We start from the raw sequence: 23659 nt of genomic DNA on the forward strand, positions 1-23659 counted from the left end.
TCAGCATGGACAGGCTGGAAGCCTCGCCCAGGACTGACCGGCCCGTTACGAATTCGCCTCGTCGGCCAACTGGTTCAGCAGCGCGACGCCCTTGGCGATGGTCTCGTCCGACGCCGCAAAGCTGATGCGAAAATGGCTGTCCCGGGCGCTGAAAATCTTGCCCGGTATGATCAACAGGCCCCGTTCGATCGCCCTGTGGACGAACGCCTCGCCGCCCGCATCGCCGGGAGCCTTGGGAAACAGGTAGAACGCGCCACCGGGACGCGTGAATTCGAATCGTTCGGCCAATCCGTCGCAGATCAAATCACGTTTCTTGCGATAGTCGTCGATGTGGCCTTGCAAGTTGACTTCCATCGCCCGCAACGCGCCCCACTGGGCCGGCTGGGGCGAGCAGACAAACGAGTACTGTTGGATCTTCAGCATCGTCGCGATCACTTCGCCGGGACCATGGACGTAGCCGACGCGCCAGCCCGTCATCGCATGGCTTTTGCTGAACCCGTCGATCACGATCGTGTCGGGGTTGAACTGAGCCGGTGAAACGAAGGCGTCGTCGTAATGAAACCGCGAGTAAATCTCGTCCGAAATCAACGCGATGTTTTTCTCCGCGGCCAATCGGGCGACCGCTTCGAGTTGCTCGGCCGTCGCCGTGACCCCCGTCGGGTTGGCCGGGCTGTTCAGCAAAATCATCTTCGTTTTGGGCGTCACCGCCGCCGCGATCGCGTCGGGATCGAGCTGGAAACTGGGGTACGAATCGATCGGCACCGCGACCCCGCCGCACATCTTCAACAGCGCCGGGTACATCACAAAGAACGGGTCCAAGTAGATCACTTCGTCGCCCGGATTGATCATCGAAAGCATCGACAGCATCAGCCCGCCGCTGGTTCCGCTGCAGACGAACACCTCACGGTCGTCGTGGCCGTAACGAGAATCGATTTCTTGTTGCAAAGCCGACCGCAGCGGCCCGATGCCTTGTGTCGGCGAGTAGGCGTTTTTGCCGCCGCGGATCGCATCGATCGCCGCATCCTGGATCGACTCGGGGACATCAAAGTCCGGTTGTCCGATCGACAGATTGATCGGATCTTTTAACTTGGCCGCCAAATCAAAGACTTTACGAATCCCGCTGGCGTCAAAGGTCGTGGTGCGGTCGGCGATCCAAGGATGCATGGTTCTGCTATGCTCTGGGCAATCGGTGGTGACGCGGCGTCAGACGTCGCGTCGAAACGTGGGTACGCAGATTCTAGACGAGAGACGACTTGTGGCCGAGGTGCTATACGTTGAACCGGTGATTCGGTTTTGTGCGGTGATTTCCGGCGACGCCCAGATTCGGCGGCGGGCGATCGAGACATTGGAAAGCCACTGGGGCGAGATTTTTCATCAATCCGACCCCCTGCCGTTCGAAGCCGGCGGTTACTACGCCGCATCGATGGGCGAGCACCTGCAAAAGGAACTGATCGGGTTTCGCCAGCCCTGTGACGCCGCCGAACTGGCCGACTGGAAACATTGGACCAACGCCCTGGAAACGCAGGTCGCCGCCGTGCAGTCCGCAGTGAAATCCGCAGTGGAGTCCGGTCCGGAACGCCCGCTGAACCTGGATCCCGGCTACATCACCCAGGCCAAGCTGGTTCTGGCGACGACAAAGGATCGTGATCATCGCGTTTACCTGCGCGACGGGATGTTCGGCGAGATCACGCTGACGTACACGGCCAAAAAATGGGTGCACCATCGTTGGACCTACCCCGACTATCGGACCGCCGCCGTGGCCGAGTTCGCGACCACCTGCCGCAACCACCTGCGAGCGAACCTACAAGGCGGCGAAGGATTTCGGCGACGAGGGTGATCGAGTAGCTGATGCTGTGCATCACATCTATCTACCGCGAGCGCACCAACGTGGCCAAGTCGATGTTTTGTTCTCGGACGATTGCTTCGATGTCTTTCAAGAAACGATCCGCATCGACGGGGTAACCCGCGGTGGGGCGAAGCGGTTGGGGTGCAAGCTCGGCGAAGTACGCGTTGAATGATTCCATCGCCTTTTCCCGGACGTACTTGGCGACCATCGACGAGAACGCCACCGGCGTGAAGGAATCGCCCTTGACCGTGAAGCGGATCGTGAACTCGCCGCCTCGGTAAGGCACTGCGTAATAACTTTCGTCCTTTGATTCCGCGATGACACGAACCAGCGTACCGTCGAAGACCGCTTGCAGGGGGCCGGCGTAATAGCGGCGGCCGCCATGCCGGTCGCAATACACTGTGACCTGTTCGTCGGGGACCTGTTGGTCGGGGACCTGTTGGTCGGGGGCGATCGCAAGCTCGTCCAGCAGCGACTTCACCAGCTCGAGCGTGGTTTGTGACAACAAGTCCGACTTGTTCGCTCCGCCGCGGCACGACCGGTTGAAGGCGGCGGCGGTGATCACTCGCGTTTTCATTCCCGCCAACTGTGCCGGACCCGATTGCCAGGCCGTGACCAGCGGATTGGCCGATTCCGTGTCGATCGCCTGTTCCAGCAAGCGCGCAAGCCACGGTGTCGCACCGATCGAGTCTCGATCGTGTGCCGCCAAATCATCGACAAGGTCCAAACGCGCGTCGGCCAGGCCACACCATCGGGCTCCGGCCAACGTCACGCATTCCAGCTTGCCGTAGCCGCCGGACTTCTTGGTGACCGATTGGGGTTGAAACACGGCTTTGGAATCGTTGACGACGATCCGCCGGCCGGACACGGTGACGGGCTTGGCGACGGCCGCAAAGGCTTCCGGCAGGTCGCCCGGGCTGGCCTCCCCGAGTGGAAGTTTCCAGGCGGAAGCCGACACGACCAGCGGCCCCAGTTTGGGCCCGTATCCGGCTTCGTCGGTCGCAATGAGTATCATGGGTGGTTTCCGTTCCGGTTGGCATTTTTGCCCAGTGTAAGGAGACGCGTTCGATTTCGCGATCCGCCGCTGCCTGTCGATCGATGTTAGACTAGTCGTCATCGGTGAGGCCAAGGCGATGCGCGGCCTACCGTGAGCGCGAGCCGATCCCACCTACACACTCCATTGGCGGATGATTTATGAAACTCTCTCGACGCGATGTCATTGCGGCCTCGGCCGGAGCGTTCTCCTTGGCGGCCTGTTCTCCCGCGTGGGCGTTGTCCGAGCCCAAACGCAAGTTCACCGTTGACCTTCGCTGGGGCAGCATCGGTGTCAAGGCGAACCAGACCGAAGCGATTGAGTTGGCGGCAAAACATGGCTTCGAGTCCGTCGCCGCGGCACCCCATGATTTGGCCAAGCTGTCTGATGCCGAAAGTGAAGCGTTGGTCGGCGACTTGAACGCGAAAGGGTTGGTTTGGGGCTCGTCGGGGCTGCCGGTCGATTTTCGCAAGGACGAAGCGAAATTCAAAAGTGATCTCGCCGCCTTGCCCGCTCTGGCCGCGGCGCTGCGTCGCGCCGGTGTCGACCGGATGGGCACCTGGATCTCGCCGTGCCACGACGAACTGACCTACGTCGCCAACTTCAAACAGCACGCCGATCGTCTCCGCGAGTGCGCGAAGGTGTTAAAAGACCACGGGCTGCGATTGGGGCTGGAGTATGTCGGCACGTCGACGCTGCGCAACTCCAAACGATTCCCGTTCCTTCACACCATGCGCGAGACGGCGGAACTGCATTCGGCCATCGGCGTGGACAACATGGGGTTCGTGCTCGATTCCTGGCACTGGTACACCGCCGGTGAGACCGCCGACGACGTTCGATCGTTGAATGCACAGCAGATCGTCGGCTGTGATTTGAATGACGCGCCCGCGGGGCTGGCGGTCGACGAACAGATCGACAACCGACGTGAATTGCCGGCTGCGACGGGAGTGATCGACGTGAAGTCTTTCCTGCAGGCGCTGATCGACGTCGGTTATGACGGCCCGGTTCGCGCCGAACCCTTCAATCAAGCCCTCAACAAGCTGGACAACGACGAAGCCTGTGCGGCAACGTCCAAGGCCATCCACAAAGCGATCGCGCTGCTCTAGTGAAGTAAGCTTCAGCTTGCACCAGTGGGGTAAGCATCTTGCTTGCCTCCCCCTGAAAGCTTTAGCTTGCGCCAGTGGGGTAAGCATCTTGCTTGCCTCCCCGTGAAAGCTTTAGCTTGCAGCCGTTGGTAAAGTATCCTGGGGGCAAGCTAAAGCTTGTGGGGGTCGCAAGCTGGAAGCTTACGCCACTTTGGAAGCTTACGCCACTTTTCAGGCCGCTTTTCGGAAGCGGTGGGGCGTTTCGATGCGTCGGCGGATGCTTGCCAGGGGGCCGATTTCCGACGGGGCGGCTTCGGCGTACCAGGCCCGGCGGGCGATCGCGTCGAGAATCTTTTCGGCGATCGTGACGGCTCGGGCGCCGGCCAGTCCGCTGACCGTCGGCGAGATCCCCGACTGGATGCTGATCACGAAGTCGTGCAGTTCGTCCAGAATCGCATTCCGCGATTCCAGCTGCTTGGTTTCCAACTGCAGATGGTCGGTGAACAAGGTGTCGGCATAGCCGAGTGGGTTGTCGGTCGCTTCGTCCAGGTCGAAATCGCGATCGACCAGCGACTCGCTCGGCCGCACGGCGTGCAGGGCGGGGCCGGAGAAATCGATTTCGGCGAATCCGCCACCGCCATAGACTTGCATTTGGCGGGCCGGTGCGGGGCTGACCCGCGACGCTTTCAAGTTCGCGACCAGCCCACAGGCGAATTCAAGGCGTGCTTCGGCCAGGTCTTCGTGATCGCTGACGACGGCGATCCCGCTGGCGGAGACGTCGGCGATGGCTGCGTCGGTCATCGAGCAAACCAGATCGATGTCATGGATCATCAGGTCCATCACGACGCCGACGTCCAGGCAGCGACCGGGAAAACGTGAGGCGCGGACGGCTTCGACGTACTTCACATCGACACCGATATCTCCCAGCGCGGTGAACGCCGGATTGAATCGTTCCACATGGCCGACTTGCAGGGTCAGCCGTCGTGACGCGGCGAGCATCGCCAATTTGTCGGCGTCGGCGGCGGTCGTCGCCAGCGGTTTTTCGACCAGCAGGTGCTTGCCGGCCTTCAACAGATCCGTTGCGATCTCGGCGTGCGCATCGGTGGGGGCGGCGATGATGGCGGCATCGATTTGGTCGATGCAGTCGCGGTAGTCGGCAAAGGTCGGCACGTCAAACAGTTGTGCCGCATTGTTCCGGGCCGCCTCGATCGGATCGCTGATCGCGACCAGTTGGGCACCATCGACGCTGCCGAGAAGCTTGGAATGAATTCGTCCCAGATGTCCGGCGCCGATGACGGCTACGCGCAAACGTGTCATGCTGCTTTCTTGCTCCGTTGGTCTTGACCGCGGCCGTGGCGTCCGTTGCACGAACGATCGACACAATCAAAAAGGTGTTTGATGACGGGCCGGATCGGGCCTTGCGAATATACGATCTCACGAGCCTTGTCGACGCCGACGCGTGCCCGATACAACAACTTGAAGGCCTGGGTCAGCACCGCAATGTCCTCGGTGGTGTAACCGTGTCGTTTCAAGCCGATCGTGTTGACCGCTCGCGGTTTAGTCGGTTGTCCGTCGACGATCGTGTAGGGCGGGACGTCGTGCAGCACACGACTCATCGCGCTGACAAAGCTCAGTTGTCCGACGCTGGCGAAGTGTGACACGCCGACGCCACCGGCGATGGTGACATCGTTTCCGACTCGCACGTGACCGCCCAACATGCCGTTGTTGGCGATCACGATCCGGTCACCGACTTTGCAGTCGTGGGCGACGTGGGTGCCGGCCATGAAATAATTGTCGTGGCCGATCTCGGTCACGCCGTCTTCCTTTTCCGTCGCACGGTTGACGGTGCAATGTTCGCGGAACACGTTGTTGTCACCGATCACAACTTTTGTCGGCGAGTCTTTGTAGCTGGTGTCTTGGGGATGGGCCCCGATCACAGTGCCTTGGAAGATGTGGTTGTCTTCGCCGATCGACGAGTGTCCGGTGATGACGACGTGTTCTTCGATGAGCGTGCCGTCGCCGATTTTCGCATGCGGCCCGATCACAGAAAAATGGCCGATTCGAACGCCGTTACCTAGCTGAGCTCGCGGATCAACGACGGCTGTTTGAGCGATGACAACACTCATGGCAAACCAATATGGATAATTGATAATGGAAGTTGCGATCTGAAAGCGAAATCAAATCGCGGATCATTGGGAACGTAGCGAATTACGGTCTTCTGGATCGAGAGGAATCAGGCTGTTTTTTCGTCCACCGATGGAAAGTTTTTCGCACCGCGTTTCAGGCCGCATGGCGTCGATCACTGAAGCATCCGACTTGGCTGCGGGACTGTGATTGCACAGCCAGGTCATGCAGCGCTTGGGCCATCCGGCCGTTCAGTCGATGGCCGCCGCGATAGGAGATGAACTTGCCCACCAATTCGATTCCGACCAGGGCCAGGTCACCGACCAGGTCCAACGCCTTGTGGCGGGCGCATTCATTCTTGAAGCGGGTGGTGTTGTCGATCGGGCCGTCGGCGCCGAAGACCAACAAGTCTTCGTAGGAAACATGTTGGGCGACGCCGCGGGCGTGCAACGCCTTGGCTTGGCTTTCGGTCACGAACGTTCGCGCCGGTGCAACATCGCGGCTGAAACGCGTCGGTGTGCAGGCAAAGCCGTAACATTGGTTGGGGATCTCGCCTTCCTGGTCAAAGACCAACTGGTATCCGAAATGGCTGACGCCGGTCGGAACCGGTGCCGCGGAGATCCAGGAGGAACCTTCACGCAGCGTGATCACTTGGTCGATCACCAAGCGGCGTCGCTCACCGGCTTGGATGACCAATCCGGCGGTCGCCAACGCGTCGATAAAGGGTTTGCTGCTGCCGTCCAGACCCGGCAGTTCGCAGCCGTTGATTTCGACGATGCAGTTGTCGATTTCCATCGCGTAGAGTGCCGCCATCAAGTGTTCGATCATTTCGAACTGGGCGTCACCCTGGGCAACGTTTGTTCTCAGTTGGGCGTCGGTCCGTTGGCTGACATGGGCCGGGCACGAGGGATGGCCGGGCAAATCGGTGCGGACAAGCATGACGCCCGTGTTCACCGGGGCCGGATGGATGGCGACTTCGACTTCCTTGGCCGTCCAATAACCTCGACCGGTCAGCCGGCAAGACGAAGCGATCGAATGCTGGTTGCGTGATAACTTCACGGCGTGCCTCCCTGCCGAACCAAGCCACTTTTTAAATCAGGAAAATAAAAACGACGGACATCGCTGTCCGCCGTTTCGCGTCTTAGCCGAGCCAACGCCATTGCCCCTGACGTGGCTCATTGCCTTTCGGCGTGACCCGCTGCCTACTGGCGTTGCGAGGTGCCGTTGCGGCCGGCGATTGCCGGATCTGCTTTGATCACCTTGTCCAGGTACTGCATGACGCCTGGGGTCATGTCCAAGGCGGCATCGTGGTAAACGATGTTTTTCATCACGCCACGGATGACCGATTCGCCTTGAGCCTGATTCATTTCTTCGCTGTTGTAACGAAGCACCAAGTTGATCTTGTAATGATTGGCCAGAAACTTCACGCCGGCGGCGATCTGTTGATAGTTGTCATAGTAAATCTTGGCTTCGGCATCGGCCAGCTCTTTGCGTTTGCGAGCCATGTCCAGGCGAAGCTTCGAATCCATGCTCGCCAGTTGCTCTTCCAATTGAGCGTACTCGGGCGAACCCGGCGACAGCGTCTTCAGCTTTGCAGCGGTGTTCTGCAGTTGTTCACGCTTTTGTTTCAGCTCTGCATCGTAGGCCTTCAGATCGCCTTCGACGTTCGCCACCTGGGTTTTGATGCCCGGGTGATTTTTAAAGATGTACGCGACGTCCACGACCGCAACGCGGTGAGGAGCCGAATCCTGTGCAGACGCAGTACCGGTCATCAGACACGGGGCCAACACAGTTGCCAATCCGATGGCAATTCCACAGACTTGATGGCGAACGGTTCGCACTTTCGCTCTCCTTGCGTATTGAGTCGCAGTCCTTTGTCTCAGCGTTGAAACGAATCGTGTTACGGTATCGATTCGCTCGGAATGGCTCGACGCAGACATCCGTTGCCTGTACCAAATCACTCATTCGCTGACGTGCCGAAATCGCTCCGGCTTTTGTTCACTGTTTTCCGATTGTGGCAATCGCCCTGAGCCACGTAAAGATTGATCACGCCATTTCTAGGAGCGTTTTTCAAGCTTTCCACGCAACGTCACGGTGCTTGCATTTCGACGGACTTCGATTTCGAAGCTGTCGCCCGGTTCGTGCGCCCGCACCCAGGACAAAACGTCACCCGAGGTGCGAATCGCCTGCCGGCCGATACGCTGAATTTGATCGTCGATCTGCAATCCCGCTTTCGATGCCGGACTCCCATCGGTCACCTCGGTGATTTTCACCACGCCGTTTTGTTCCGAAATTCGAATGCCCAGGTACGCTGTCATTTGACGACGAATCTGAACCTTCGGATCGGTCTCGGCATAAATGGGCCGTTGGGGGAGCACCGCCAGGCGGAATGCCACACCACTGACCATATCGGTTACACGGGTTAGGTTCCCAAAATCGATTTTGTCGAAATCGTCAGAAGGGCGATGATAATCGTTGTGCAGCCCCGTAAAGAAAAACAGCACGGGAACGCCGACCCGGTAAAACGACTGGTGATCACTGGGGCCATACCCGCTGGCCACCTTGAACAGATTGAATTGGAATTCTCGATTGACCGTGTCGACGACGCGTTCCAGTTCGCTGGCCGACCCCGTTCCGTACACCGTCAACTCGTTGTCGCGAAGCCGGCCGACCATGTCCAAGTTGATCATCGTGGTCGTGTTTTCGATCGGTCGCACCGGGGCTTCGACATATCGCTGGCTGCCCAACAACCCACGCTCCTCGCCGGTAAACCCGATCAATAGGATCGTGCGATGCGAGTCCACTCCTTCGAGCCGACGCTTCAATTCCGCTCCGCACGCCAGCATCGTTGCCGTCCCGCTGGCATTGTCGTCGGCCCCGTTGTGGACCGCGATCGTCCCCGGAGCCATCGACGCAAATCCGCCCATGCCGACGTGGTCGTAATGCGCCCCAATCACAAGGGTCTGATTCGCTAGCAAACCTTTGCCGGGCAGCCGGCCGATCACGTTGTCGCTGACCGCAATCGCCGGCTTCAGATCAACCGACAGTGAGACCGTGACCGAATCCAATGCTCGGCTGGCCGGGCGAAAGGTCTGGTTGATTTGCGTTTCGAGTTCTTCCAGCGACGCGTCGGCACCGGCACGCAACATCCGATCGGCCAGATCGCGCGCGATCGAGGCGACGGGGATCTTTTCGCTCTGCTTGGACTTCGTGCCGGCGTCCGCGATTCCCAACACGCCGCGGCGAGCTGACTCAAGCTCGGCCTGCATCGCCACGATCATTCGCTCGGTGCCGGCAATTTTTTCAGCCGTCGCGGCGCGGTTCTTGACAGCTTGTTGCGGCAAATTGGACAGCATCTCGACCAAGCCTTCCTTGCGGCGCTGTTCCTGGTCGATCCGATTTTGAACCTTTTGCACCGCTTCACGCGTGCTGTCGGGATCGTTGACGATCAGAACAGCGACGGCGCCGTGCTCGATCGCGTTGAGCACCTTGGTGGCAAAGTAGGCGTGGCGCGTGTTTTTGACCCCATCAAAGGGACTGTCCGGATCGCTGGCGCCGGGTTCTTTCCGCAGCAACATCACGATCGAGCCGCGCGCATCGATCGATTGATAGTCGTCGTAATCATGCGTTTTGGAGGTGATTCCGTAGCCCGCAAATACAACGGGGGCCGAAACGGAATGCTTGTCGCTTCCGATCCCCAGCGGCCCAAACCCTTCGCCCAGTCCGGCGTCGACGACCGGCTGATCGGCGATCTGAATCCGGCAAACATTGCCCGACTCATTGCGGACTTCGCTTCCGACCGGGATTTCCACACGCTGGAACGGACCGCCGGCGACGGAGTCGAGTTCCAAGCCGATGGATTCCATCCGCTCACGCAGATAATCGCGCGCCACATCGATCGTCTCGTCGGTGATGCTTCGCCCGCGAAGTTCCTCCGACGCTAAGAATTGGATGTCCCGGCGAAGCGTCTCGGTCACCGTTGCCGAACGGACGTCGCCGGATTCTTGGGCCCTGCAATGGGCCGCACCGATCGATAGCAATGCGATTTGCACGAATGCCACGAGCATCGCAGGCGGCGCGGAAACTGTCATGATGTGGGACGCCCAACGAAGTTGCGAGTACTTTCGGGTGATCATGTGCCAACTATCAGAGCGGGCTTAGGGGGCAGGTGCCAATGGCACGGGCATCAGTGTTGGTGTGCAGGCTTTAGCCGCCCAGGTTCGCTGCTCCGCAGCGAGTGGGGATGCGCCTAAAGGCTGGACACCAACGGTTGCTGGTGTGCAGGCTTTAGCCGCCCAGGTTCGCTGCTCCGCAGCGAGTGGGGATGCGCCTAAAGGCTGGACACCAACGGTTGCTGGTGTGCAGGCTTTAGCCGCCCAGGTTCGCTGCTCCGCAGCGAGTGGGGATGCGCCTAACCCGGATATTGCATCCGCTTATTCGACTGCCCCTATAGCGCGAAAGCCTTAGTTCGTGTATCTATTGGAGTTACGACACTTCATAGACCACAAAACCAAGGCTTTCGGCAATGACAAAGCGTAAACGAAATCGTCCCGCATTGAAACGCCTCAGAAGGCAGGCCGTTGAGGTAGATTTCGACGGCGGATCGCTCACTTCCGATGGGGGCCTCGTCCTGCTTCGCGAAGTCGACAAAAAGCTCAATTTGATCAAGCGGATCGACCAAGCGATTCACGACCCGCGTGATCCGATTCACACCGTTCATTCTCAAGCGGAAATCCTTATCAGTCGAATCTTTGCGATCGCGGCCGGATACGAAGACGCAAACGATCAACAGCAGCTTCGCGATGATGCCGCCTTTCAAGTCGCCGCCGGACGGCCCCCTCGAATCAATGACAGGTCGGATGACGATTGGGATCCCACTCTGGCGAGCCCCTCGACTCATTCCCGATTTGAAAACCGAATCACCAAAAAAGAACTCTTCGAACTCAGCAAGATCCTCGTCGACATTTTTCTTGACAGCTTCGACACCCCGCCTGATGAAATCACACTCGATCTAGACGCAACGGACGACAAGGTACACGGCGATCAAGATAAAAAGGCTTTCAATGCCTACTACGACAGCTATTGCTTCCAACCTCTGTACGTGTTTTGCGGCGACCAACTTCTCGTCTCGTATCTTCGTCCAGCCAACCTCGGTGATGGCCATCACGCACGCGGAATCACAAAATTGCTTGTTGCAAGGATCCGCCAACGATGGCCTCGGGTCAAAATCACCCTTCGTGGTGACGGAGGTTTTGCGATCGAACGCCTCATGCGCTGGTGCGACAAAAACGATGTCCACTACGTCTTTGGTTTGCCCAAGAATAAGGTTTTGGTCAAGCAAATTGCCTGCGAAATGACTCGCGCAAGAGTCGAGAGATTCCACCGTGGTGGCAAACAAGCCTTTTACAAGTGGTTTCGCTATCGCACCGGCAGGACGTGGGACCGCCATCGCTGGGTGGTCGGCAAAGCAGAGTATACCGCCAAAGGCCCCAATCCTCGCTTCGTCGTAACAAACTGTTTCTCAAGTGACGACATTGTCGACACGACCTACCATCGACCGATGGTCGATGGCAAAAGGCAGCCGCTACAAGTTAAGACTCCAGGGACATGGTGCTCTGTCGCTTATGACCCGGAGAAGTTTTATCGAGAGCACTACTGCATGCGTGGCGAGATGGAGAATCGGATCAAAGAGCAACAGCTTTGTCTGTTCGCTGATCGCACCAGTTGCACCCGTTTTATTGCCAATCAGTTCCGCGTGATGCTTTCATCATTTGCTTACGTTCTACTCGATGGGTTGCGTCGCCTGGGCCTGAGTGGAACGAAACAGAGTCGTCTACGTGTGGACACGATTCGATTGCGACTGTTGAAAATAGCAGCCCGAGTTCGAGTGACTTGTCGTCGGGTGGTATTTCATCTTTGCAGCCATTGCCCCTGGGAACCGCTGTTCAATCAGGTGCTGGCACGTCTGTGCCGTAGCGATTAGCCACTCCCATCGCATCGTGTGGCACCGCGCAGCGACTTCCGGTCGTCTGGGGGTAGGGGGCCCTCTGCCCGCAGCGAATCGATTGCAGCAAAAACCGGCTATCGTGGACAGCCTCGCCGTAACTCAGTCTAAAATCAGAGTCAACCAGTCAGCGGATGCAATATCCGGGCTAAAGGCTGGACACCAACGGTTGCTGGTGTGCAGGCTTTAGCCGCCCGGTTCGCTGCTCCGCAGCGAATGGGGATGCGCCTAAAGGCTGGACACCAACGGTTGCTGGTGTGCAGGCTTTAGCCGCCCGCTTCGCTGCTCCGCAGCGAGCGGGGATGCGCCTAAAGGCTGGACACCAACGGTTGCTGGTGTGCAGGCTTTAGCCGCCCGGGTTCGCTGCTCCGCAGCGAGTGGGGATGCGCCTAAAGGCTGGACACCAACGGTTGCTGAATCCCTTGTCGCTTTCGCCCCGCCTCGTACCGCGACGTCACGCGTTGCGTGATGATGTTGTAAGCGATCAGGCCGCTTCGGCCGGCTTTTCGCCTCGCTTGACCAGCATCAGCAGGATCGGGCTGGCGACGAACACGGAACTATAGGTTCCGACCAAGACCCCGATGACCAAGCAGAATGCGAAGGCATGGATGCCCTGGCCGCCGAACAGATACAGCAGCACGACCACGATCAAGGTCGTGATCGAGGTCAGCAAGGTTCGGCTGAGCGTTTGATTGATGCTGGTATTGATCATCTCACCGGTCAAACGAGGTGACTTGCCCTTCGTTTCGCGGATCCGGTCAAAGACCACAATTGTGTCGTTGAGCGAGTAACCGATGATTGTCAGCAAGGCCGCGACCACGGTCAGACTGATCTTAAAGGGATCGATCAACAGGAACCCGAGCGCGTCGGCGACGTAGTAGCTGATCGCGATCGCACCCAGCGTGATCAAGACATCGTGGACCAGTGCGGCGACGGCTGCGAAGCCGTAGATGACGCGTTGGAATCGGAACCAGATGTACAAGATGATGACCATCAAGCTGGCGAACAGGGCGACCGAGGCACGGCCGACCATTTGACCGGCGACCCGTGCACCCACGCTGCTGCTGCTGACCCAGACCGGTTCGTCGCCGAGCGATCGCTCGACGGCTTGCATCACCTGGTCGGCGGCTTCGTTGCCCATCGGCAAGGTCACCCGCCATTCGGAAAACGGAACACTTGATCCGCTCTTCCAGTCTTCGGCACCTTCGCCGCTGGGCAGCAAGTCCACGGCCCGTTCATTGAGTGGGATCTTCAATGCTTCGGCGGCTTCCTTCATTCGCTGGATCAACGTGGGGCCGCTGATCGAGGCACTCGTGTCGCCGCCGCCGATCCCCAGGCTGATGCGGCGAACGGCCGATTCACCCGCGGTCAGGGAGGGTTGAGCCGTCGAGGCTTGCGAGTCGTTGTCACTGGCTGCAGCATCACTGGCTGCAGCGTCACTGGCTGCAGCGTCGTCAGCCGTTTCCGCTTGCATCGCGACCAGCATCACGCCGTTGGAATCGCGATCGATCGAGGAGGTGCCGGATCCGCCGGCCACATCGGAGATGGTCACGTCATAGGTGACCAGATCGGTCTCCGGTGCCGATGCAAAGGATTCGACGATCCGCTTTTGCAGGTCATCGACCGACACCAGCGACGAGTCGACTTTGAAAACGGTGCCGTCGTCGGCACCGTCCATGGTCACGCCGTTGACGGTGAATTGAACAGGGGTGCCGTCTTGCTCACCGATTCCCGTGCCGACAATGTCACGAATAGTTTGCGTGGTGGTCGATTTGCTGACTCGGAACTGCACCGACGATCCGCCGGCGAAGTCGATGTCCAAAATCGTCTTGCCACGAGCGACCAGCGATCCGATGCCGATCACAATCAACACCGACGAGATCGCGAGGGCGACTTTGCCCTTGCCGATGAAGTCCAGCATGCCGCCGCCGGACACCGAGTTCTTCATCGCATTGACCATGTCGGACATACCGAGAGAAACTTTGTTGTGTCGTTCAGCGATATCGAACAGCGTTCGCGACATGTAGATCGCGGTGAACATCGAATACAGGATTCCCAAGATCAACGTGACGGCGAAGCCACGGATCTGGTCGGTTCCGATCGCATACAACACGATCGCGGTGAACAGCGTCGTCAAGTTGGCGTCGACGATGGTGACGGTCGCTTTGGCAAACCCGTTTCGAATCGCCATGCGGTCCTTGGCGCCTTTGTTGATTTCCTCGCGTATCCGTTCAAAGATCAACACATTGGCATCGACCGACATACCGACGGTCAAAACCAGGCCGGCCAATCCCGGCAAGGTCAGCGGTTGGTGGATCAACACCATCGTCGCCAAGATCATCGCCAGGTTCAGCACCAGGGCAAAGCAAGCGATGGCACCGGCGAAGCGATAGTAGAACAGGATGAAGACCAGCACGAGAGCCAGCGACACGCCGATCGCCATCACCCCTTTGCGGATCGTGTCGGCACCGAGCGTCGCGTCGATCTGGTTCTTTGCGATCGGCTGCTTCGTCAACGCGGCGGGCAACTGGCCGGCTTTGAGGATGTCGACGAGCGCCTTGACTTCTTCGGTTGTGAAATTGCCGGTGATGCGTCCTTGTTTGCTGATCGGCTGCAGAATGTTCGGCGCCGACAACAGACGGTCGTCCATCACGATCCCGAGTTGACGTTGACGCGTTCCTTGGGGGGCGTTTTCGGTCGTCAGCACGCGGAATTTGTTGCTGCCCGAGTCGGTCAGGTTGAACGCGACGGCGGGTGCACCCTGCTCATCAAAGGTCGTCGAGGCGAACGCCAGGTCTTCCCCTTTGACGTCGATCTGGGGGTCGATGATCATCAGCACTTCCAAGCCCGAGAGCCCGTTGTCGTCGACCCACTGGGCTTGCAACGCTTGGTCGCCACGAACCTGCGGGGGCAACTCGACGAACGCGCCGGTATCGGGATTGCGAACAATCGCGTTGCCGATGTTGACCCGAAACGCTCCGTTGTCACCGGTCTTGGTGGTTTCACGGTCGACGATCGCCCAGCGACCGACGGTGCTTCCATCGGCGTCGGAAATCACTTCGCTCATCCGGATCGCACGTTCGGGCGAAGCGGCTTGCTCGGCCGCCAAGTTGATCACCCGCTGGTGGTCGGTGCGGTTGGCAACGATCGCGAAACGCAGAATCCCGGCTTGCTTGAGCGTCTCTTCGATCAGGGCGACTTCGCGCTGGTCGACTTCGGGAATGATGATTTCGATTTGCGAATCACCGTACGGGCGAATCACGATCTCGCGCGTGCCGCTGGGGTTGATTCGCTTGGTCAGCGGTCCGACCAGATCCTTCGACTTGACTCCGTTGCCCTGCTGCTCGGCGTCCGGATTGCTTTTGCTGGGGTCGATCTCGTAGACCAAAATCGTCCCGCCGCGTAGGTCCACCCCTTGATCGGGCAAACGATTCAACAGCACCGTCACGCTGACTGTGATCGCCAGCAAGATGAAGCCGATTCGCGTCGAGTGGGTCGGCATCTTGAGCCGCTTGGCGAAAAAGCCACCCACGGTGAACGGCAAGATGATCACCGCCAAGGCGATGGCCAGCAATCCGTACTGCTGCCATGAAATACCTTGTTCGGCTTCACCTTGAGCGATCGGGCTGGCCGAAAGCAGGTCGCCGAACCATCCCGCGATCGAAGCGGTGTCGATCGTCGAAAGCAGACCGGGCAGCAGACTCGGGTCGGTCAGACTTACATCGGCCAGGGGCTGAACGAGAGAAAAGCAGTCCATCGTTGGTTGTTTCGTAGTCGAAAGGAATGCAAACGTGACGAATGCAGTGATCGGGAACGTGGAAACCGCAACCCCAGTCGGGTCACGTTACCACCTCGGGTGTATTTGGGCAGTCTTGGTTAAATCTGTTAGTGCGGGCAAACGATTCGAAACGCTCGCGTGTCAGGCAGGGGGATTCGATGTCGAATCGATGTTCTTTAGTCCTTCGCGTCGTCCTTCGGCTTTTTTTCTTCGATGACCGTCAGCGCCCACCGGCTGACCTTCACCCGTACCGTCCCGCTTTCGTCCAGCCGAAGCGTCACCACATCGCTATCACTCGGTGCACTGACCACCGTTCCGTGCAATCCACCGCTGGTGATCACGCGATCATTTTTCTTGATCCCCGCGATCCGCTTCGCCTCTTCCGCCTTGCGTCGACGCTCCGGAGCGATCAACGTCAGGTAGAAGATCAAAATGATTCCCGCGATCGGGAACAGCGGATTCTCCATCAATTGCAAGACAAACGGCTTCGGCTCGGCGACCTCCGGGGCCACATCGTCGGCCAGAATCGTCCACGGTACGAATTGAAGCAGGGGTTGGATCACAATTCGGACCGAATGGGTTCTAATCTGGTTGGGTAGGCAAAATACAAGAGCGGCATGATATGGAAGGCCAAAATTGGTCACAAGCCCAGCCAGCAACGAACTTTCGACGCTTTTGCCAGACTCTTGCCACCGCAACCCACTTTCCCCCGCAAACTCACACGTCGGTTTGCCTGACTGACAAATGATGCCACGTCTGCCCTCGCCCTGTCAGTGAAGCGAACGCTTGACCCCTGCCGATCGCGCGATCCATGCCAACTCTGACCGCAAATCCATGATGTTCCCTGCCTGGCCCCCCCAATGGCCCGAGATTACCGAGTCGATTCTACGGAGCGTCCGCCGCGGCGACTGGGGACGCTACCGGGGGGAAGCGACCGCCGCGCTGCAGGAACAGATCGCCCAACAGGTCGGCTGCCGCCATGTCCGCTTGGTCAGCAGCGGGTCGCTGGGCGTCGAGTTGGCCCTCCGTGCCGTCGGGGTCGCGCCCGGTCAGCAGGTCGCCCTGTGCGGCTACGATTATCCCGGAAATTTTCGGGCGATCGAGCTGCTGGGGGCCAGACCCGTCCTCGTCGACGCGGATCCGACCAGCCATTCGATCGATCCGCAGGCGCTGCAACGCCTTTGGCAAGATGCAGGCACGAAACACGCCGTGAAAGCCGTTGTGGTATCGCACCTTTACGGTGTTCCCGCCCCAATCCGCCGCCTCCGCGAACTTTGCGACCATGCGGACTGGGCGCTGATCGAAGACGCCTGCCAGACGCCCGGCATGCAAATCGATGGCCGCCCTGCCGGGGCCTGGGGCGACGTCGGTGTGTTCAGCTTCGGGGGCAGCAAACCGCTGACCGCCGGCAATGGAGGCGCGGTGCTGACCGATCGGGACCCGATTGCAAGCCGCTTGAACGCCTGGCTGGACCGACCCAGTGACTCGGCGCCGATGAGCGAATTGCAAGCCGCGGCGCTGCTGCCCCAGCTGGATCGTCTGGCCGAATGCAACCAAATTCGATCGGAGACCGTTTCGGCAATCACCGCAGGCGTCGACTGGATCCGACAGGCGACCGCGGATGGCCAGCCGACGCCTCCTGCGACGTTCTACAAGTTCGCGTTCTTATGCGAGCGACGTGATGCAATGCTGGAAACACTCCGCCGCGCCGGACTGCCAGTCGGTCCGGGCTATCGATCGATGCACCGCAGCAGCGACCGACGCTGCGACAAAGTCGGCCCGCTGGACCGCTGCCGACTGCTGGGCGAGCAACTCTGCCTGCTCGACCACTCCGCCTTGCTAGCAACCGGTCCCTTGCGGACGCAGTTGGTGCAACGATTGTCCGAGGCGTCGCCGTACTAGTGATTTTACCGGGCTAACGATCGAAAAGTGAACCCACGGATGGCAGGGCGAACCCACGGATGACAGGGTGCTAAAAATCCGTGGGTTCGCGCTGCCATCCGTGGGCCCCGTTTCCGTGACGACCATAACCCCGAAGAGTCAACTCTGGACGAAGCACTGAGTTGCGTCCTGTCGGGCCGTGAGTATCAAGCGACGACGAAACTCCCGCCGAACAACACGCCTACGACGCGACAAACTCCAGGATTCGAACCGCGTTGCCTTGGCTGGCACCGTTTTTCTTTTTCGAAACCCTCAGCTTCATCTGGTGTGGGCCGTCCTCCAGTCCCGACATCAGCACGACGGTTCTCGGATAGTGCAGTCCCTTGCTGAAGCGGTGGAACAGGTCAGCGGCGTGCCAGTCTCCGTCATCGATGGAGAATTCGACGACGCCGGCATCGGGGCCAGCCAAGACGAACAGTCCGATCGCGGTTCCGGTGAAGGTGACCTGCAGTTCCGCCTCCGGAACCGTGGCGACCGTCAGCGGCCGCCCGGCAAACCGCTCGCGAAACGAGCCCTCAATGTCTTTCCACTTCGGCTCGACAAACGACCATCCGCTGCCCATCGCAATCGCGTCGCGGGGGAGGAACCGGCCGCGCCAAAAGCTGGTCGGGTTGATCGGCGGCGGCAGCGGGTGGGGGGCGAACGTCTGGCGGTTGGCCGACTTCGCTTCGGCCAGCGAGAATCGGGTTTGGCGAAAAACGTCTTCGATCAGATTCGCCGCGATCCGATTGCCTGCCGGTTTCGGGTGGACACCGCCGTAGATCGCCCAGGTGGTTTTTCCTTCGGCGATCTGCTTGGCCAACTCCACCGCCACGTTGCAGGTCGAAACGTTGTAGTGCTTCGCGACCGCCTCGTGGGCGGCAATGCTTGTCGGTACCTCGCCGTTTTGGACCTTTTCCAACATGGATGGATTGACGAAGTAGGTGATGACGATGTCCACCTGGGGCAGACTGGACCGGGCCGAGCGAATCACGCCTTCCATGCCCCGTAGTGCGTCTTCATAGCTGTGGGCGGCATCTTGGTCGTCATTAACGGCGAACTCGACGAACAGCAAATCGGGCTTGTGGCTCAAGACATCCGACGGCAGCCGAAATGCCCCAGTGTGCGAGCAAGTGGATGACATTCCCGCATTGATGAAGTTGAACTCGGTGCCGGGGAAGCGAGCCACTAAGCTATCCATGACCATCGGTCGATAACCGTTCATCTCCGTGATCGATCCGCCGAGAAACGCGACACGTCCTTGCCCGGTCGTGGTGAAGACTTCGCGGCTGCGATGCAGGTCCCCGCGGACATGCACAGCGGTGGGGGGCAATGAACCCGCACGCTCCGCGCTCGAGGGCGGGTCATCGGCCCGGCAAGTCACCGCGGCGATGAAAACGGTCGCGAAACTGCAGGCGATCCGAACGGAGAGTGAAAGATTCATGATGTCCTTGCGGTATTGACGACTTCGGTACTGACGAACCGAGTGAGTTAAAGGAGAGTTAAAGGATTGTCCAGATCGTAATTTCTGAGAACATAGAGTGCCAAACCGGCTTTCTCCGTTTTCCTATTCATCCCCCGTTATGGCAGGTCGCATGGATTCACCATTGATCCTCGTTGACGACAAGCACGTCCCACTCTACCGCATTGTCTGGGTCGCCGACCTTCCCCACTGGTGTGGCGACAAAGATTGCGAGCGCGAGGGCGAATACGAAATTCGACTCGATGTGGAAGAATCGGTCTGGACCAGTCTGCGTGGACGCGACGATGTGCTCGCCAGTTTGAAAAAATGGTGCGGCGATCCCGAAGACGACAACGACCCTCTGTTTTAGCACCGTGGAGTAAGCATCCTGCTTGCTGACGTAGGGCATGCATCCTGCTTCGGTCGCAAGCTGGAAGCGTACGCCACTTTTATTTTCATCACACCAGCCTTCAACGTGTCTATGTCCTCAGCAGATCCCGTCCTTTTCGAATCCCACTCGCACACGCCGCTTTGCAAACACGCCGACGGTTTGCCGACGGAATACGCTGCGGTGGCCGAGTCGCGCGGGTTGTTGGGCATGCACGTCACCTGCCACAACCCGATGCCGAATGGATTTTCGTCCGGCGTCCGAATGGCGGAATCGGAATTCGACCAATACGTTGATTTGGTTGCCCAAGCGACCGACGACTGGAAAGGCCGTGTCGAGGTGCGATTGGGGCTGGAAGCCGATTACTTCGAAGGTCATGAAGCGTATTTGGAAAAGCAACTCGCCGGCGCAGACTTTCACTTCGTGCTCGGCTCGGTGCATCCCCAGATCGGCGAGTTTCGCGAAAGGTATTGGCAGGACGATTTGGTCGAAGTCCAACGGATCTATTTCAACCTGTTGGCCAAGTCGGCCGAAACGGGGTTGTTTGATTCACTGGCCCATCCGGATTTGATCAAGAATTTCACCACCGACGCTTGGGATCCCGATTCGATCTTGGACGTGATCCGCCCGGCGCTGGACCGGATCGCCAAGACCGGTGTGGCGATGGAACTGAACACCAGCGGCGTCAATAAACGCATTTCGGAAATGAACCCCTTTCCCGACATGCTGGCCGAAATGAAGTCCCGTGACATCCCTGTCACGCTCGGCGCCGACGCCCACACGCCCGAACGCGTCGGCGACGGTTATGAAACCGCCATGCGTCTGCTGCAAAGCGTCGGGTACACGCACGTCAATTTCTTTCTCGGCCGCAAACGACAATCGGTTGAAATTAAAACTGCACTGGCATCGATGATCCCGGTCGATGAACCAGCCGCCATCGAACGTTAGCAACGAGCGGGAAAGACGCGTCGCATTGTCGTGGATCGCTCCGCCGATCCACGACACTCATTAATCGACAGGCCGATCACTCGCCGGCGTCCGCCAGCGCCCGTTGCAACGGGCATTGTGCCGCGTCGATTTGTTTTCCGCTTCGGTAACCTTGCAGCAACCGTCGCGATTCGGCGGCCAGCATGCGGCGGACTTCGCGCCGCTTTCCCTTGACGCGTGGGATCGACAGGTTGTCATAGGCGGTCGTCTGGTGACGCATCCAAGCGATCACGGCAGACTCGGCGCGGCGTTCGACCGGGATGCGTTGCGTCCGTGCAACCGTGCCGCTGCCGACGGGCGTCGCATGCGTGGTGACGGCGACGGCCAATCGTTTGGCGATGCTGTCGTGGGACGCATGGAAATTTAGAAATGTGATCACCGCGTTTTCAAACTCGTCGACGTACTCGGCTTGCTTCTTTTCGCGCCGGGCCGCGTCGCTTTTTCGCTTCCGCGCATACGCGTCGGTTGATCGTTCGGCATCCAACTTTGCCTTGGCCGCGGCGATTTGAGCGGCGTCTGCCCAAACGCCCTTCGAAAACACCCGTCGCCCCCGGCGTTCCTTCACCGTCCACGTCGGACCGGCTGCTTTGACGCGACGGGTCAGCCCCGCATCCCCGGGCGGCAGCAATTCCCAGCCGGTCGGAATCGAAAGCTTCGTGCCGTCTTCGTCGACGACCTGTTGGGCGGAGGGGCCGGGAGCAACAACGCGAGTCTTTTCGGGCATCGGGGAGAAGCGGCACGGGGAAAGCGGTCGAGCACAACGCACTCCGTTTTAATCGGCGGGTTGCGCGGGGCATCTTGATACGACGAATCCGGTTTTGCATCAAGCGTTCAGGTCCCCCGTTTTTGAGCCGCTGCGAAAGGCGGGTAAGAAGATTTAGGAGGTAAGAAGACGTTGAGCTGCACCATCCATTCCATTTCACCAATTTTCCTACCTCCAAAATCTTCCTACCTTCCCACCCAGCCACCGTGACCTGTCAAGCCGATGAGAATCAGGGGAGCCATGGCGGAATGATTCGCGGCAGAGTCTCGGGAACACGGTCCGTACGGTCGCGGATGTCTATACTGACACCATGAACGACAACGTCGCGCCCCCATCCGCCACACACAATCCACCTCGCATCAGCCCTGGCAAGCGACTGCTCTTTTCGTTGGTGCTGTGTTTCACATTGTTCGGCATCGCGGAATTGCTGCTGGCTTGCTTTTGGGTTCCTCCGCCGCCGACCGACCCCTTCGTCGGCTTTTCTTCCAGTGTCCCGTTGCTGGTCGCCGATGAACGATCGGATTCAGACGGCGACGCGGCGGAATCTGGTTTGCGAATCAATCCGGCAAAGCTGGTGTGGTTCAACGACCAATCGTTTCCGGCATCCAAACCGGTGGGGACTTACCGGATCGTCTGTCTGGGCGGATCGACAACGTTCGGCCGTCCCTTTGATGACTCGACTTCGTTTTGTGGTTGGCTGAGAACGTTGTTGCCGATGGTCGACCCGGAGCGAAACTGGGAGGTGATCAACGCCGGCGGCGTCAGCTATGCCAGCTATCGCGTCGCGAGCGTGATGCAGGAATTCGCTCGGCACGACGTCGACCTGTTCATCTTGTACACCGGCCAGAACGAGTTTTTGGAATGGCGGACGTACGGCGATCTGATCGAATCGTCAGACACACCCGGTGTGCCGGCCGCCCGTGCACTCTCCACGCTTGCGACGAAAACGCGCGTCGGCCAATCGATTCAATCGTTGGTCGGTCGCCTCCGTTCAACCGGTCGACCGGACTCCAAGCAAATTCTTTCCGGCGAAGTCGACGAGATTTTGAACCACACGATTGGTCCGGCCAGTTACCAGCGGAATCCGTCCTGGTATCGCGGCGTCGAAGAACACTTTCGCATCAACCTGCGGCGGATGGAGCGGATTGCCCAGGGGGCCGGAGCGACGTTGGCGGTCGTCGTGCCCGCGTCCAACCTTCGCGACTGTTCGCCTTTTAAAGCCGACTTCGGCGACGGCATTGATGATGCGGCCCGGCAACGATTGACCCGAGATCTTGAAACCGCTCGCGAGCTGCTCGCCGACGACGCGGCGGCTCAGTCGTTGCAGGTCCTGGAGCTTGTTCTGGAAGAAGACCAGGCCAATGCCGACGTCCATTTCTTGCGCGGTCGCGCGCTGTTGGAAGTCGGTCTCGAAGACGACGCCGCGAAAAGCTTTCAGCGTGCGATCGATGAAGACATTTGTCCCTTGCGGGCGACCACGCCGATCAAGCAGATCCTACGCGAGTTCCTGGCGGAAAGCTCGGTCATTCCGGTCGACTTCGAATCCCATCTGGCGGCTCTGTCGCAGCGCGAACAGGGGCACGTCTGTTTCGGTGCCGAGTCGTTTTTGGATCATGTCCACCCGACGGTGGAGGTGCACGGCGAAATCGCGTTGGCGATCCTTCACTCGCTCGCCGACCAGGCGGTCGTGCCCACGAAGCCGACCGCTCAGCAAATCGTCGCAGCGACGGGAGTCGTGGAGAGCAACATTGATCTGCGGACCCAATCGGTCGCGTTTCGAAATTTGGCCAAACTGACCCATTGGGCGGGGAAATTTGAGGAGGCTCGGAGAAACGCCGACGACGCCCTGCGGCTGCTGCCGTTGGACTTGGAGAGTCGGTACATCGTGGCGGACTGTCTGGTCCACGAGGGACAAATCGACGCCGCGATCGAGCAGTACACGGAATTGTTCAAAATCGGAAACTTCGATCGAGCTTGTCGTCCGTTTGGTGAGCTTTTGGCCATGCAAGGCCACACCGAGGCGGCGAAGGGGTATTTGATGCAAGCCGTCTTCGTCAGTCAGGGGCTGCGGCAAGCGTCGGCCTACGAGTCACTGGGCCGCTTGCACGAGTCCCTCGGCGAGAATGAGCTGGCCGCAGAATGCTTTGAAAAAGCGGCTCAATTGCGTCAGTAGCGAGAGAGGTGGGGTCCGCTTCCAGCCCGTCGGTTTGGTGAGCCGACTGCGCTGCCCCATTGCCGCTTACTTGGACACCACATGGGGTGCTTTTTG

The 23659-nt window shown here is 59.3% G+C and carries 18 protein-coding genes; 7 read left to right on the forward strand and 11 right to left on the reverse strand.

The features are described 5' to 3' along the window. Positions 1-45 precede the first annotated feature (45 nt). Positions 46-1164 carry a pyridoxal phosphate-dependent aminotransferase gene (locus tag TBK1r_RS30100; protein WP_145218894.1) on the reverse strand — a complete coding sequence of 373 codons (1119 nt, stop codon included), beginning with the start codon at positions 1162-1164 and terminating at the stop codon, positions 46-48. A 91-nt stretch (positions 1165-1255) separates the two neighbouring features. Between TBK1r_RS30100 and TBK1r_RS30105 the strand changes: the two genes are divergently transcribed. After that, positions 1256-1837 (forward strand): DUF4416 family protein, encoded by a 582-nt coding sequence (locus TBK1r_RS30105; protein ID WP_145218896.1) that lies wholly within the window; start codon positions 1256-1258, stop codon positions 1835-1837. A gap of 31 nt (positions 1838-1868) precedes the next feature. Here the strand turns inward: TBK1r_RS30105 and TBK1r_RS30110 are convergent, their stop codons facing one another. Further along, entirely contained in the window at positions 1869-2861 is a 993-nt protein-coding gene (locus TBK1r_RS30110) for a hypothetical protein (protein ID WP_145218898.1), read from the reverse strand. A 179-nt stretch (positions 2862-3040) separates the two neighbouring features. Between TBK1r_RS30110 and TBK1r_RS30115 the strand changes: the two genes are divergently transcribed. After that, complete coding sequence (locus TBK1r_RS30115; RefSeq protein ID WP_145218900.1) at positions 3041-3985, forward strand: sugar phosphate isomerase/epimerase family protein; 945 nt, start codon at positions 3041-3043, stop codon at positions 3983-3985. Positions 3986-4195: 210 nt separating this feature from the next. Here TBK1r_RS30115 and TBK1r_RS30120 read toward each other — a convergent pair whose 3' ends face one another. The 5 genes from TBK1r_RS30120 to TBK1r_RS30140 all read right to left on the reverse strand — a co-directional run bounded on the left by TBK1r_RS30120 (position 4196) and on the right by TBK1r_RS30140 (position 10179). Further along, positions 4196-5281, reverse strand: a complete 1086-nt coding sequence (locus tag TBK1r_RS30120) for a Gfo/Idh/MocA family oxidoreductase (RefSeq protein ID WP_145218902.1) — start codon at positions 5279-5281, stop codon at positions 4196-4198. Next, entirely contained in the window at positions 5278-6090 is an 813-nt protein-coding gene (gene lpxA / locus TBK1r_RS30125) for an acyl-ACP--UDP-N-acetylglucosamine O-acyltransferase (RefSeq protein WP_145218904.1), read from the reverse strand. Before lpxA ends, TBK1r_RS30120 begins: the two co-directional genes overlap by 4 nt. Before the next feature lie 154 nt (positions 6091-6244). Continuing rightward, the gene (gene lpxC, locus TBK1r_RS30130; protein WP_145218906.1) at positions 6245-7147 is read right to left on the reverse strand and encodes a UDP-3-O-acyl-N-acetylglucosamine deacetylase; all 903 of its coding nucleotides are present in this window, start codon (positions 7145-7147) and stop codon (positions 6245-6247) included. Between the two features lie 143 nt (positions 7148-7290). Beyond that, on the reverse strand, positions 7291-7929 hold the full coding sequence (locus TBK1r_RS30135; RefSeq protein ID WP_372897297.1) for an OmpH/Skp family outer membrane protein: 639 nt from the start codon (positions 7927-7929) through the stop codon (positions 7291-7293). 216 nt (positions 7930-8145) lie between these two features. Beyond that, positions 8146-10179, reverse strand: coding sequence for a M28 family peptidase (locus TBK1r_RS30140; RefSeq protein ID WP_419580535.1), 2034 nt, complete (start codon positions 10177-10179; stop codon positions 8146-8148). 434 nt (positions 10180-10613) lie between these two features. Between TBK1r_RS30140 and TBK1r_RS30145 the strand changes: the two genes are divergently transcribed. Beyond that, complete coding sequence (locus TBK1r_RS30145) at positions 10614-12071, forward strand: IS1380 family transposase (protein ID WP_145208447.1); 1458 nt, start codon at positions 10614-10616, stop codon at positions 12069-12071. Positions 12072-12576: 505 nt separating this feature from the next. Here TBK1r_RS30145 and secD read toward each other — a convergent pair. Continuing rightward, complete coding sequence (gene secD / locus TBK1r_RS30150) at positions 12577-15849, reverse strand: protein translocase subunit SecD (RefSeq protein WP_145218910.1); 3273 nt, start codon at positions 15847-15849, stop codon at positions 12577-12579. 197 nt (positions 15850-16046) lie between these two features. Beyond that, the gene (gene yajC, locus TBK1r_RS30155; RefSeq protein WP_236649347.1) at positions 16047-16433 is read right to left on the reverse strand and encodes a preprotein translocase subunit YajC; all 387 of its coding nucleotides are present in this window, start codon (positions 16431-16433) and stop codon (positions 16047-16049) included. 271 nt (positions 16434-16704) lie between these two features. Between yajC and TBK1r_RS30160 the strand changes: the two genes are divergently transcribed. Then, entirely contained in the window at positions 16705-17772 is a 1068-nt protein-coding gene (locus TBK1r_RS30160) for a DegT/DnrJ/EryC1/StrS family aminotransferase (RefSeq protein WP_145218912.1), read from the forward strand. Positions 17773-17992: 220 nt separating this feature from the next. Here TBK1r_RS30160 and TBK1r_RS30165 read toward each other — a convergent pair whose 3' ends face one another. Next, positions 17993-19234 carry an SGNH/GDSL hydrolase family protein gene (locus tag TBK1r_RS30165; RefSeq protein WP_145218914.1) on the reverse strand — a complete coding sequence of 414 codons (1242 nt, stop codon included), beginning with the start codon at positions 19232-19234 and terminating at the stop codon, positions 17993-17995. A 151-nt stretch (positions 19235-19385) separates the two neighbouring features. On the opposite strand from TBK1r_RS30165, the gene TBK1r_RS30170 reads away from it, so the two are divergent. Beyond that, entirely contained in the window at positions 19386-19622 is a 237-nt protein-coding gene (locus TBK1r_RS30170) for a hypothetical protein (protein WP_145218917.1), read from the forward strand. Between the two features lie 111 nt (positions 19623-19733). Then, a complete protein-coding gene (locus TBK1r_RS30175) occupies positions 19734-20588 on the forward strand; it encodes a histidinol-phosphatase HisJ family protein (protein WP_145218919.1) in 855 nt (284 codons plus the stop codon). A gap of 76 nt (positions 20589-20664) precedes the next feature. On the opposite strand, the gene TBK1r_RS30180 is transcribed toward TBK1r_RS30175, so the two are convergent. After that, the gene (locus tag TBK1r_RS30180; RefSeq protein ID WP_145218921.1) at positions 20665-21351 is read right to left on the reverse strand and encodes a DUF2293 domain-containing protein; all 687 of its coding nucleotides are present in this window, start codon (positions 21349-21351) and stop codon (positions 20665-20667) included. Between the two features lie 349 nt (positions 21352-21700). On the opposite strand from TBK1r_RS30180, the gene TBK1r_RS30185 reads away from it, so the two are divergent. Continuing rightward, positions 21701-23563: a tetratricopeptide repeat protein gene (locus tag TBK1r_RS30185; protein WP_145218923.1), complete on the forward strand. Its 1863-nt coding sequence runs from the start codon at positions 21701-21703 to the stop codon at positions 23561-23563. Positions 23564-23659: the final 96 nt, after the last annotated feature.

This window comes from Stieleria magnilauensis (genome assembly GCA_007753675.1).
In the GTDB taxonomy this organism is placed as follows: Bacteria; Planctomycetota; Planctomycetia; order Pirellulales; family Pirellulaceae; genus Stieleria; species Stieleria magnilauensis.

Excerpts from the sequence above, each read along its gene's own strand:
- TBK1r_RS30165 (WP_145218914.1), bottom strand. The coding sequence starts at position 19,234 with ATGAATCTTTCACTCTCCGTTCGGATCGCCTGCAGTTTCGCGACCGTT.
- TBK1r_RS30145 (WP_145208447.1), top strand. The coding sequence starts at position 10,614 with ATGACAAAGCGTAAACGAAATCGTCCCGCATTGAAACGCCTCAGAAGG.
- TBK1r_RS30110 (WP_145218898.1), bottom strand. The coding sequence starts at position 2,861 with ATGATACTCATTGCGACCGACGAAGCCGGATACGGGCCCAAACTGGGG.
- lpxA (WP_145218904.1), bottom strand. The coding sequence starts at position 6,090 with ATGAGTGTTGTCATCGCTCAAACAGCCGTCGTTGATCCGCGAGCTCAG.
- TBK1r_RS30140 (WP_419580535.1), bottom strand. The coding sequence starts at position 10,179 with ATGACAGTTTCCGCGCCGCCTGCGATGCTCGTGGCATTCGTGCAAATC.
- TBK1r_RS30120 (WP_145218902.1), bottom strand. The coding sequence starts at position 5,281 with ATGACACGTTTGCGCGTAGCCGTCATCGGCGCCGGACATCTGGGACGA.
- TBK1r_RS30185 (WP_145218923.1), top strand. The coding sequence starts at position 21,701 with ATGAACGACAACGTCGCGCCCCCATCCGCCACACACAATCCACCTCGC.
- TBK1r_RS30100 (WP_145218894.1), bottom strand. The coding sequence starts at position 1,164 with ATGCATCCTTGGATCGCCGACCGCACCACGACCTTTGACGCCAGCGGG.
- TBK1r_RS30180 (WP_145218921.1), bottom strand. The coding sequence starts at position 21,351 with ATGCCCGAAAAGACTCGCGTTGTTGCTCCCGGCCCCTCCGCCCAACAG.
- TBK1r_RS30175 (WP_145218919.1), top strand. The coding sequence starts at position 19,734 with ATGTCCTCAGCAGATCCCGTCCTTTTCGAATCCCACTCGCACACGCCG.
- secD (WP_145218910.1), bottom strand. The coding sequence starts at position 15,849 with ATGGACTGCTTTTCTCTCGTTCAGCCCCTGGCCGATGTAAGTCTGACC.
- TBK1r_RS30170 (WP_145218917.1), top strand. The coding sequence starts at position 19,386 with ATGGATTCACCATTGATCCTCGTTGACGACAAGCACGTCCCACTCTAC.
- TBK1r_RS30160 (WP_145218912.1), top strand. The coding sequence starts at position 16,705 with ATGATGTTCCCTGCCTGGCCCCCCCAATGGCCCGAGATTACCGAGTCG.
- TBK1r_RS30115 (WP_145218900.1), top strand. The coding sequence starts at position 3,041 with ATGAAACTCTCTCGACGCGATGTCATTGCGGCCTCGGCCGGAGCGTTC.